General features: G+C 62.9%; 10 protein-coding genes. 4 read left to right on the forward strand and 6 right to left on the reverse strand.

Features of this window, described 5'->3' with window-relative positions; translation table 11 throughout:
* Positions 1 to 4: 4 nt before the first annotated feature.
* The gene (locus HMI59_RS11015) at positions 5 to 838 is read right to left on the reverse strand and encodes an undecaprenyl-diphosphate phosphatase (protein ID WP_193591338.1); all 834 of its coding nucleotides are present in this window, start codon (positions 836 to 838) and stop codon (positions 5 to 7) included.
* A 51-nt stretch (positions 839 to 889) separates the two neighbouring features.
* Between HMI59_RS11015 and HMI59_RS11020 the strand changes: the two genes are divergently transcribed.
* Positions 890 to 1,816 carry an aldo/keto reductase gene (locus tag HMI59_RS11020; RefSeq protein WP_021470482.1) on the forward strand — a complete coding sequence of 309 codons (927 nt, stop codon included), beginning with the start codon at positions 890 to 892 and terminating at the stop codon, positions 1,814 to 1,816.
* Here HMI59_RS11020 and rfbA read toward each other — a convergent pair.
* Positions 1,813 to 2,679, reverse strand: coding sequence for a glucose-1-phosphate thymidylyltransferase RfbA (gene rfbA, locus HMI59_RS11025; protein WP_193591339.1), 867 nt, complete (start codon positions 2,677 to 2,679; stop codon positions 1,813 to 1,815). The genes HMI59_RS11020 and rfbA overlap by 4 nt on opposite strands.
* A gap of 53 nt (positions 2,680 to 2,732) precedes the next feature.
* On the opposite strand from rfbA, the gene rfbB reads away from it, so the two are divergent.
* Both rfbB and HMI59_RS11035 read left to right on the forward strand, forming a co-directional pair.
* A complete protein-coding gene (gene rfbB, locus HMI59_RS11030) occupies positions 2,733 to 3,731 on the forward strand; it encodes a dTDP-glucose 4,6-dehydratase (protein WP_193591340.1) in 999 nt (332 codons plus the stop codon).
* A 4-nt stretch (positions 3,732 to 3,735) separates the two neighbouring features.
* Entirely contained in the window at positions 3,736 to 5,157 is a 1,422-nt protein-coding gene (locus tag HMI59_RS11035; RefSeq protein WP_193591341.1) for a bifunctional dTDP-4-dehydrorhamnose 3,5-epimerase family protein/NAD(P)-dependent oxidoreductase, read from the forward strand.
* Between the two features lie 67 nt (positions 5,158 to 5,224).
* On the opposite strand, the gene HMI59_RS11040 is transcribed toward HMI59_RS11035, so the two are convergent.
* A complete protein-coding gene (locus tag HMI59_RS11040) occupies positions 5,225 to 5,386 on the reverse strand; it encodes a hypothetical protein (protein ID WP_193591342.1) in 162 nt (53 codons plus the stop codon).
* On the opposite strand from HMI59_RS11040, the gene HMI59_RS11045 reads away from it, so the two are divergent.
* Positions 5,361 to 8,108 carry a WecB/TagA/CpsF family glycosyltransferase gene (locus HMI59_RS11045; protein WP_227471349.1) on the forward strand — a complete coding sequence of 916 codons (2,748 nt, stop codon included), beginning with the start codon at positions 5,361 to 5,363 and terminating at the stop codon, positions 8,106 to 8,108. The two genes, HMI59_RS11040 and HMI59_RS11045, sit on opposite strands and share 26 nt — an antisense overlap.
* On the opposite strand, the gene HMI59_RS11050 is transcribed toward HMI59_RS11045, so the two are convergent.
* From HMI59_RS11050 to HMI59_RS11060, 3 genes are read right to left on the reverse strand one after another with little or no spacing between them, the layout of a single operon-like run.
* Positions 8,109 to 9,440, reverse strand: a complete 1,332-nt coding sequence (locus tag HMI59_RS11050; RefSeq protein ID WP_193591343.1) for a hypothetical protein — start codon at positions 9,438 to 9,440, stop codon at positions 8,109 to 8,111. It lies immediately after the preceding gene.
* Positions 9,437 to 10,786, reverse strand: a complete 1,350-nt coding sequence (locus HMI59_RS11055) for an O-antigen ligase (RefSeq protein ID WP_227471350.1) — start codon at positions 10,784 to 10,786, stop codon at positions 9,437 to 9,439. The genes HMI59_RS11050 and HMI59_RS11055 overlap by 4 nt, the downstream gene beginning before the upstream one ends.
* Entirely contained in the window at positions 10,767 to 11,486 is a 720-nt protein-coding gene (locus HMI59_RS11060; RefSeq protein WP_193591344.1) for a hypothetical protein, read from the reverse strand. The genes HMI59_RS11055 and HMI59_RS11060 overlap by 20 nt, the downstream gene beginning before the upstream one ends.
* Positions 11,487 to 11,488: the final 2 nt, after the last annotated feature.

The raw sequence follows: 11,488 nt of genomic DNA on the forward strand, positions 1-11,488 counted from the left end.
AGTGCTAGGCGCTGATCACACCGAAACCGAGCAGGACATACAGGGCCAGGCCCAGCAGGATCCGGTACCAGACGAACAGCCGGTAGCTTCGCGTGGAAACGAACTTGAGGAACCATCCGATGATGACGTAACCCACCACGAACGCGATGACGGTGGCCAAGGCAGTCTCGCCAAGTCCGTAGGGCCCGGCGATGCCGTCATTGGAAACGGTCTTGTACAGCTGGTAGAGCCCGCTGCCGAAGACTGCCGGAATGGCCAGCAAAAAGGAATAGCGGGCGGCTGCCTCACGGGTGTAGCCCATGAGCAGGCCGGCAGTAATGGTGCCGCCGGAGCGGGATACTCCCGGGATCAGGGCCATGGCCTGGGCAAATCCGTACAGGATGCCGTGCTTGTACGTCAGTTGGGTGAGGTCGCGTTCCTGGCGGCCGATCGCGTCGGCCACGGCGAGGATCATGCCAAAGACGATCAGCATGGTGGCCACAATCCACATGCTGCGGAACACCGACTCGATCTGGTCCTGGAAGAGGAGGCCGAGGACAATGATGGGAAGGCTGCCGAGAATGACCAGCCAGCCCATGCGGGCATCGGGATTGTTCCTGGCTACTTTCCCGGTCAGTGAGCCGAACCAGGCTCCAATGATCCTGACGATGTCCCGCCAGAAGTACACGATCACCGCTGTCTCCGTGCCCAGCTGCGTGATGGCCGTAAAGGCAGCTCCGGGGTCGGCGGCATTCGGCAGGAACGAGCCGACAATGCGCAGGTGGGCGCTCGAGGAGATCGGGAGGAATTCGGTGAGGCCCTGCACCAGGCCCAGCAAGGCTGCTTCTATCCAGTTCACGTGAATAGACCCTACGTCATGAAGTATGGGAACTCCCCGTAAGCTATCAGCATGCAGCAGCGTTATGTCGGAAACAGTGGGTTCCGGGTGTCGTCATTGTCCCTCGGAACGATGTCCTGGGCACAGGAAACTGATGAGCAGGATGCCTCCGAACTGCTTCATGCTTTTGTGGATGCCGGCGGCACAACGATCGACACGGCTGCTTCCTATGCGCAGGGGCAGGCCGAAGCGTTGCTTGGTTCCATGCTCGGCGTAGTTGTTGCGCGATCCGAGGTGGTGATTTCCACCAAGGCAGGGGTATCCCTGTCCGACTCCAGGCGCAGCATCAATGCCTCCCGGGGGGCCATGCTGGCTGCCCTCGACGCGAGCCTTGCCAGGCTCGGTACCGATTACATCGACATCTGGTTTGCGCACGAGTGGGATCCGAACGTGCCGCTCGACGAAACGCTGTCCGCGTTGGAACTGGCGCAACGGACGGGCCGTGCCCGTTACGTAGGTATCTCCAATTACAACGGGTGGCAGACAGCAAAGGCCGCAGCGGTGGCCGGCTTCACGCTGGTGGCCAACCAGTCCGAGTACTCCCTCCTCCAGCGCAAGCCCGAAGAAGAGCTGATTCCCGCGATCGAAGACGCCGGCCTTGGGCTCATGGCCTGGGCACCTCTGGGTCGCGGCGTCCTCAGCGGAAAGTACCGCGGCCAGATTCCAGCCGATTCCCGGGCCGCGCAAGGGCGCCTCACAGCCTACGTTGAACCGTACCTGGAGCCGCGGGGATCACGGGTGGTGGAAGCTGTTGCCATGGCGGCCCGCGGACTGGGGCGCTCACCCTTGGATGTGTCATTGAGCTGGCTGCTGTCCCGTCCGGGGGTCTCCACGGCAATTGTTGGACCCCGGAACGCGGTCCACCTCAAGGAGCTTCTGGACGCTCAGCTCGCCGTCCTGCCTGCCGAGATATCCCGGGCTTTGGAAGACGTTTCCTAGCGACGGTCCAGGATGTCCAGCAGGTAGCTCCCGTAGCCGCTTTTGGCGAGCTTCGCTGCTTGCTGGCGAAGACCGTCGTCGTCGAGGTAGCCCATCCTCCACGCCACTTCCTCGGGTGCGCCGATCTTCAGGCCCTGCCTGTTCTCGGTGGTGCGGACGTAGTTCGACGCGTCGTTTAGGTCACTGAAGGTTCCTGTATCCAGCCATGCCGTGCCGCGGGGGAATTTCTGCACATGTAGTTTTCCCAGCTTCATGTATTGGCGGTTGATATCGGTAATTTCCAATTCACCCCGCGCGGACGGTTGCAGCTCTTTTGCCATGGCAACGACGTCGTTGTCGTAAAAGTACAGGCCCGGAACTGCGTAATTGCTCTTAGGCTCGGCTGGTTTCTCCTCGATGGAAATGGCGAGGCCATCGTCGTCGAACTCCACAACGCCGTAGGCGCTGGGGTCCTTGACCCAATAACCAAAGACTGCTCCGCCGTCGACGTCGCTGTAGTGGCGCAGTTGGGCGCCCATGCCGGGGCCGTTGAAGATGTTGTCGCCGAGGACCAGCGCCACTTTGCCTCCGGCAATGTGATCTTCGCCAAGGACGAAAGCCTGGGCCAGGCCATCAGGCGTCGGCTGCTGCGCGTAGCTGAGCGAGATGCCGAACTGGGAACCGTCGCCCAGCAGCTTCTGGAATTGGTCGGCGTCCGTGGGAGTGGTGATCACCAGAATGTCCCGGATGCCGGCCAACATGAGGGTGCATAAAGGGTAATAAATCATCGGCTTATCAAAGACGGGAACCAATTGTTTGCTGATTCCGAGCGTTATGGGGTGAAGCCGTGAACCTGTTCCACCGGCCAGGATAATTCCTCGCATACTTGTTGTCCTCTCCCCTGCCGTGGCGCGGCGTGCGCGGCTACGCTATCGCCATGCAGAGACTCCTTGTCACCGGCGGGGCCGGGTTCATCGGATGCAACTTTGTTCACTACATCATGGGCCACAGCAGCCTTCATGTCACCGTCCTGGACAAATTGACCTATGCAGGCAACCGCGCGTCACTGGCGGGTTTACCGCCGGAGAGGTTCGAGTTTGTCAAAGGCGATATCTGCGATGCGGCCCTGGTGGAAAAGCTGACGGGGCAAGTGGATGCCGTAGTGCACTTCGCGGCCGAATCGCACAACGACAATTCACTGGAGGAGCCGCGGCCGTTCGTGGACACGAACCTCGTGGGCACTTTCACCCTTATCGAGGCGGCCCGCAAATACGGAACGCGGTTTCACCACATTTCCACCGACGAGGTCTATGGCGACCTCGCCCTGGATGATCCCGCCCGGTTCACGGAGGAGTCCGTGTACCGGCCCACGAGTCCGTACTCGGCCACCAAGGCGGGATCGGACCTGCTGGTCAGGGCCTGGGTCAGGTCGTTTGGGTTGCGGGCGACCATCAGCAACTGCTCAAACAATTACGGACCGTATCAGCACGTGGAGAAGTTCATTCCGCGCCAAATCACCAACCTCCTGGACGGCATCCGGCCCCGGCTGTACGGGGAAGGCCGGAATGTGCGGGACTGGATCCATGTGGAGGACCATTCCTCGGCAGTGGCGGCCATCCTCGAACGGGGCAGGATCGGTGAGACGTACCTGATCGGAGCGGACGGTGAGCTGTCCAACCGTTCCGTCGTGGAGAAGCTGCTGGTTCAGGTGGGCCAGTCCCCCGATGCCTATGACCTGGTAACGGACCGCCCGGGGCATGACCTCCGTTATGCCATCGACTCGGGCAAGCTGCGAAGGGAATTGGGGTGGACGCCGCGCTACGGTGACTTCGACGCCGGGCTGGCTGCCACCGTGCGCTGGTACCGGGAGAACGAGGCATGGTGGCGGCCAAAAAAGGCCGAAACGGAGCTCAAGTACGCAGGACAGGGCCACTGAGGCCATGGCAGCAGCAGCGTCAGTGACCTCCCGGACCACACCGATCCCGGGCCTGCTGGTCTTCGGGCTGCCCGTGCACGGCGATCAGCGGGGGTGGTTCAAGGAGAACTGGAACCGGAGCAGCATGGGCGCCCTCGGCCTCCCGGATTTCGGTCCCGTCCAGAACAACATTTCTTTCAACGCCCGCCGCGGAACCACCCGGGGAATCCATGCCGAGCCGTGGGACAAGTTCATCTCCCTGGCATCCGGAAAGATATTCGGGGCATGGGTGGACCTGCGGGAGGGGCCTTCCTTCGGGGCAGTGTTTCACTGCGAGATGACGCCCGGAGACGCGGTGTTCGTGCCCAGGGGCGTCGGAAATGCGTTCCAGACCCTCGAGGACAACACTGCGTACACCTACCTTGTCAACGACCATTGGAGCGCCGGCGCCCAGGATGAATACACCTTCCTGAATCTGGCGGACCCCCACGCCGCTGTACCTTGGCCGCTGCCATTGAACCAAGCCACCCTGTCCGAGCAGGACAAAAATCATCCCCGCCTTGAATCCGTGGTCCCGGTGAAACCCCGCCGAATCCTGGTTCCAGGGGCCAACGGGCAGTTGGGCAGGGCACTCCTGGAGGCTTTCGCCGACGTCGATTACGTCGACTTCGCCACCCGGGATGAATTCGATGTAACTGACGAAGACGCCTACCGGAGCATTCCCTGGCGCAAGTATTCCACCATCATCAACGCCACGGCCTTCACTGGCGTCGACGCGGCGGAGACAGCGGCGGGACGGATCGCTGCGTGGAGGGTCAACGCAGGCGCCGTATCCCGCCTGGCGAGAACCGCCGTCGAACATTCCCTGACTTTGGTCCACGTCTCCAGCGACTACGTTTTTGACGGCTCGGCGGAGGTCCATACCGAGGATGAGCCACCGAGCCCGCTGGGCGTGTACGGGCAAAGCAAGGCTGCCGGTGACACAGCCGTGGTAGCCGTTCCGAAGCACTACATTGTGCGAAGCAGCTGGGTGGTTGGCGACGGTCCTAATTTCGTGCGGACGATGGCACAACTGGCTGAACGGGGCGTGCGGCCCTCGGTGGTGGACGACCAGCGGGGACGGCTGACATTCGCGGCCGATATTGCTGCCGGCATCAAGCATCTGCTGGCGTCGGGCGCCCCCTACGGCACGTACAACCTCAGCGGTGGAGGGGAACCGAAATCATGGGCTGGGGTTGCCCGTGAGGTGTACCGGCTGTGCGGTTCGGACCCGGACATGGTGGTGCCTGTGAGCACTGAGCAGTATTCCAAACCCGGCACGGCGCCCCGCCCGCGCAACAGCACCTTGGCTCTGTCAAAGATCGAGGCTTCCGGATTTGTTCCGGCGCCCATGGAATCACGGCTTGCCGGGTACGTTTCCAACTTCAAGGAGTCCCGCGTGCCCTAGCGGCCGGGGCCTATTGGGCCTAAAGTATCCCTACGGCAACCTCGAACAGACGGGGCCGGGAGACAACTCAAATAAACAAGTTGGTCAGGGTGGCATCGGCCGCCCACGGCGATCCAAGGCGGTGCAGCAGCCCGGGATCGCCGGTCATTGTTTGTGCCTTGAGTTGGCGCGCTTGCGCGAACCCCGAGTCTGGAGAGCCGATAATGCTGCTGCCGCGCATCTTTTCCATCGCAGCCCTGTTCCATGTGTTGGTGTCACGGCACCGCAGGTCAGTCCCGGGCCCCCGGGTCCGGTCGGGCAAGGCGCCCACCGCCCCGTCCAAGAGCCCGGATCACTCCCCCGCGCCTGCCACGGACAGGTTCCGTAACGCGGTGAACCTCGGCGGCGTTCGCGTCGATCTCTTGGATGCTGCCTCGGCCTTGGAAGCCATAGCCGCGAGGGCTGCATCGGCCGGTGTACCCGCATTGGGAGTCTGCTCAGCAAACCTTGATCACATCCGCCATTTTGGAGTCGGCGGCAGGTGGTCCGGCACTCTGGAATCTCCTGGCGTGGAGTGGCTGACCCTCATCGACGGTTCTCCCCTGGCCAGCGAAGCCCTCCGCCTCACCGGAATCCCCTGGCCACGACTGGCCGGCAGCGACCTCGTGGAACCGATTCTTGAAGAAGCGGAACGTCGGAGGTTGCGGGTCGGGTTCCTGGGCGGCTCGGAGCAAGCACACCGCATGATCAAGGAGCGGTTCGCAGTGGAGCGGCCCGGGCTGACGGTGGCCGGATGGTGGGCGCCGGACAGGGAGGTTGTCACAAACGACGAGGCATCCCGCCAACTTGCCATGGAGATTGCCGGTAGTTCGGTCGACATCCTGGTGGTCGGGTTGGGCAAACCACGCCAGGAATTATGGATCCATCAGTACGGTGCACTGACGGGGGCCAAAGTCCTGCTCGCTTTTGGCGCAGTGGTGGACTTCCTTGCCGGTCATATCAAGCGCGCCCCTGCGTGGGTCAGTGGCCACGGCATGGAGTGGGCGTGGCGGCTGATGTTGGAACCCCGCAGGCTCGCCCGCCGCTACCTTGTTGACGGTCCGGAAGCCTACTGGAGGCTTCGGCGGGACAGCGGCACAACAGGCGCGTTGGACCACCGACCGTTCAGCGGTGCGCCGCATGAGAGTGCCGCCGTCAGTCATAGCGCGGGTTCATTTGTGCCTGCGGGCGAATTCGCGGACGTTGCCGTCATCGCGGTGACCTACAACAACGCGGACGACGTCGGTCCACTGATCACCAGCCTCAGGGCCGAGACCGCCGACCAGTCGATGAAAGTGGTTGTAGCTGACAATTCACCGGACGGCAGGACGATGGCGGCATTGGCGGCTTTCCCGGACGTGATCGCCCACGGGACAGGTGGAAACCTGGGCTACGCCGGCGGTATCAATGCAGCCCTGCGGGAAGCCGGACCGGCGGATTCGTACCTTGTGTTGAACCCCGACCTGCGGGTGGAGCGGGGATCGGTCCATGCACTGCGCCGCCGCATGGAAGCATGCGGTGCCGGCGTGGTGGTGCCAGTCCTGTTGGATGATGACGGCAGCGTCTATCCCTCCCTCAGGCGCGAGCCCGCCCTCCTGCGGGCCCTGGGCGACGCTGTCTGCGGCAGCCATTTTGCCGGCCGGCCTGGCTGGTTGTCGGAAATGGACTATGAACCGGAGAGCTATAAGTATGCACACTGCGTTGAGTGGGCTACCGGTGCTGCGTTGCTGATCGACGCGCGTGCGGCTCGGCTTGTGGGTGCTTGGGATGAACAGTTTTTCCTGTATTCGGAGGAAACGGATTATTGCCATCGTGTTCGTGGAGCCGGCTTTTCGATCTGGTTCGAACCCGCTGCCCGGATGTGGCATGAACGGGGTGGGTCGGGTACGTCCGCGCAGTTGGCGGCGTTGATGGCGGTCAATCGGGTTCGTTATGTGCAGAAGCATGTGGGTGCCGGGAAAGCGGGGCTGTTCCGTGCGGCTGTAGTGGCCGGCGAAGTGGCGCGTCTGGGCTTGCCTGGTCACCGTGAGGCGATGCTGGCGCTGTTGAACCGGCGCCGTTGGTCTTCCCTGCCCCATGCGACCACCGGTGACAGTGTTCACCACGTGCCCGCCACTGGCGCGGTGGTCATCCCGGCCCATAACGAGGCCGCTGTGATTGGGCGTACGTTGGAGTCTCTTCGCGGGGTTTTGAGGTGGGGCACTGTGGAGGTTGTTGTCGCCTGCAACGGCTGTACCGATGGGACCGAGGAGATCGCGGCCCGATTTGCCGGTGTCCGGGTGCTGCGCGTTGGCCAGGCATCGAAAACGGCGGCTTTGAATGCTGCCGATGAAGTCGTGCAGGGTTGGCCCCGGTTGTACCTGGATGCGGATATCGAGGTAAGTGCGGAGGCTGTGGCTGCCGTTTTCGCGGCTTTGGGCGGGGAGGGGTTGTTGGCTGCCCGTCCTGCGTTTCGATATGACACCGCGGGAGCCTCCTTGCCCGTCCGGGCCTACTACCGGGCCCGGCTGAGGATCCGGGGAAATTCGGAGGCGATGTGGGGCGCGGGGGCGTATGCGTTGAGTGAGGCGGGGCACGCGCGTCTGGGAAAGTTTCCCCCATTGACCGGTGACGACTACTACGTTGACCGGTTGTTTTTGCCTGAAGAGAAGGCTGTGGTGGGGACAGACCCTGTGGTGGTGAGGACGCCGCGCTCCGTGGACGGATTGATGGCGGTTCTGCGGCGCACTTACCGGGGCAATGCTGAGCAGGACGCACACGACGGAGATGCTTCCATGCGCCGGACGTTGCGGCAGTTGGCGGCCTCGGTGCGGGGGCCTGTCAGCGTTCTTGATGCTGTGGTGTACGCGGCGTTTGCCGGTGCCGGCCGGCGTCGTGCTTTCTTCTCCGGCCGCCCGCCCGTGGCTTGGGAGCGGGACGAAACCAGCCGTTAGCTAGAAGCCGCAGCTTCCGCCGCCTTCGATGCGGTAGAGGTGGACGGCGTTGCCGTCGGCAAAGGTGTCGGTGAATTTGCCGTCAGTGACGGAGAGCGTCCGGTTTTCATCGATAACGACGGCGGAGCTGCCGCCGCAGGAGGTGTGGAATTCGGCCTGTCCGCCGGCGTGCTTGTTGGCGGCGCTGAGGATATACAGCTTGCCGTCGTGGAGCTTGGTGGCATGGTCAACGGGACCGGTGCTGGTAACCGCTCCATCAAGGAAGGGGGCATTGAACACGGGCGCGAGCTCCTTGATTTGTCTGTTCACGGCGGTCACCGCCGGGCGGGCGTCACCCGGGCAGTCGCGCAGGACGTGTTGGGTGACGCACGTGCCGCCGAAGCTGTGGTTGAAGTACACGATGCCGCGAGCGCCGTGGATGAGGCTGCTCCAGACGGCTGCACGTATTTGCGGTCCGGTGATGGTTCCGGCCGAGGGGGCGTCTTCAAATGGGTGTCCAACTTCGACGAAAGCCCACACTGGTGAGTCCTTGCCGGCCAGCTCGCGAACACGTTCAACCGTCCATCCGTAGTTTGCGGCCAGGCGGCATTCTTCCTCGGTGAGGTCCCGGAGGTGGCCGTTGAGGGCTCCGCCTTCTGATTTCGCACAGATGTTGGGGTCGGTGAACCAGTAGTTGTCTGCTGATGCGACGTCTTGGTAGTCGTTGATGAAGCTGCGTGCTTGGTCGTCACCCAGCCAAAAGGTGACGCCCTTGCCGTAGTTGGCATACTTCATGACTCCGGAAGGAGCTTCGGCATTGAGGCGACGTTGAACGGTGTGGCCGCACTTGGCCTGTTCGGGCTCGCAGATAGGCCCCTCGCCCGGGTACTTTCCGGTCCATATGGCATCTCCTCCTCCGGCCCACATGTCCACCTCATCCCCCAGGGCGAAACCTGATGCACGGGCGGCCGGGAAGGTCGGTATGGCGTACATATGAGAGTTTCGGACAAGTTCCAGATCCGAATCGGGCGTGAGAACCACGTAGACGTTCAGGCCGGCGGCGGCGTCCTTTGCGACGTAATCCTTCTCGAGGGCGCTTTCGAACCAAACACCCACAGGGAAGTAGTCCTCACTGACGGGGAGCGGATTGGCGAACTGGGCGTAGAACGCTGCTCCGCCGTCGATGGTGCGCAATGTTGTTCCGGCGGGGTGGCTGGGTGTGAACAGTGGCTGGGCTGTTTCGCCGGATTGGTTGCCATGGAAAGAGATGGGCACGGCATCGCTCACAGCAACTGCGCCCAGGAATCCCAGCAACGCCAGAGCGCCGAGGGCTGCCGCTGCATTCTTCTTCATGCCCGGTCGGCGGTGTGGTTTGTGGTTGGCGGGATGCTTTGCGGCATTCGCGCCAGCCGCCACTGAGCCCCGGCTATGCCCAGCATGACGAACAACAGGTTGGCCGACATCGTGAAGGACAACGCATCAAAGAAGGCGTACGTTACGGCGATGGCTGCTATGGAGGCCAGCACAGCCTGGGCGGTTTGCTGCGGACCAGGAGTGGCGGCCAGCCTCCGGGCCCGCCAAGCGGCGATGAGTGCGCAAGCGATCAGGGCAAGGAAGGAGAAGAGGCCGAGGAATCCCAGCTCCACGAGGATGCCGAGGTACTGGTTGTCCACGATCACGTAATCCGGAAGGAAGGTGCCGAAACCCCGTCCGATCACAGGGTTGTTGGCCAACATGCCAAATGCTGTGGTGTAGGCACTGGTCCGGGAGCTGATGCTGGGGTCTGCGGTGCCCACGGTGAACAAGCCGCGCAGGGTTCCGAGCATCCCGGGGGTAAGGACGTACATGGCCGCGGCAAGGACCACGGCCAGGACCATGGCACCGCGGCGGAGCTTCTTGGGCCAGGCGGGGATCAGTGCCGCGACCGCTACGGCAAACGAAGCCAGTGCCGACCGGGACACCGACATGACTGCGGCGAAGGAGATGACTGCCGGAGGGAGCCAGCGCAAAAGCCAGCTTCGGGCACGGTCAGTGACCGCGAGTGAGATGGCGACCGGAAGGGTGGTCACGAGGACCACCCCGTACTCAAGCGGGTGGCTGGCCAGGCCTGCGGCGCGGATGAATCCGCCCCTGGACTGCACTCCGGTCAATTCCGTGGCTGCGCTGAATCCCGGGAGGCTGATCCAGTCCACCAGCGATGACCCTGTGGCGAACTGCAGAAGGCCGAGGAGGGCTGTTCCGCTGCCCACCCAGACCAGAGCGCGCAGTACTTTTGTCAGGGTCTGCTGACTGGCGATGCCGTCATTGACGAGGAGGAAGATGCCTGCCCAGCCAGCCAGGCGAATCAAGCCACTGTCAGCGGGACTGGTCTCCGGCGCCGGCACACCATGCAACATAGCCAGTGCATAGCTTGCGAGCGCCACTCCGAGGAAGACGGCCATGGCGGTGCGGACCATTTGTCGTCCGGCCCGGGTGGGGTTGGTTCGCTGAAGTTGGTAAAGCAGCCACCATGCGAGCGCCAGGAGTCCACAGAGTGTGGAGGGCTTGCCGACCGACCCCAACGCGGAAATGGTCAGGTTCGAAGGGAAGGCGCAGGTGAGCAGCAGGTAAGCGATGACGAACCTGGAAACGTCGCGCCGTTCCGTTCGTTCCGGGAGAGCGGCCGGGAGGGTCATGGTCTCAGGCGCGCGATAGGTCATGGGACATCTCCTGGCGGCTCTTAGTCGTGGGGCCGGCGGAATGCTTGGCGTGCCGGCTCGCCCGGCGGCGCAGCAGCAGCCTGTCCACGTAGACGGTAGCGACACTGGTTAAGGCCAGGCACAAGCCCTCCAACACCACTGCCCCCTTGAGCCGGGTGACCGGTGTGCCGCCGCCGAAGACGACCTCGGACTTCGACGGTGTTGTTTGTGTTGTGATGAGGTCTCCCTTTACCGATTGTTCGGCTTGGAGATCCTTGGTGGCGTTGTTGATCCGATCCAGGAGGTCGTTCAGTACGTTGTTGACTGCTTCGGCGCTGGAGTCCACTACCTGGACCTTCAGGACCGGTTGTGTAAACGTCTTATTCCATTGCCCTCCGTTGTTGGGCAGCGTCACGGAGAAACCATTTTGGACGCCGGCCCCGTAGAGGGTGCCATTTGTCAGGGAAAGGTCCACGGCCTGTTGGTCCTGGTTAACGCGTCGTTTGACCATGTCTGCGAACTCCACCAGGGTCATGGCGCTGCCGCCTGAGATCCAGTAGGCCGGTTCCCGTTCCGGGGCAAGGAATGTGACGTCAGCTTCGGTCCAGAAGACCGGTTCGGACGATCGGATGGCTCCTAGTGCTGCTATTCCGAGGACGAGGCCCAAGGCGACCAAATACCAACGGCGTAGGAGGATCCCCAGAAATGTGGCCGCTGTCATGG

It is taken from the genome of Paenarthrobacter sp. YJN-5, assembly GCF_015040095.1.
GTDB classification, from domain to species: Bacteria; Actinomycetota; Actinomycetes; order Actinomycetales; family Micrococcaceae; genus Arthrobacter; species Arthrobacter ureafaciens.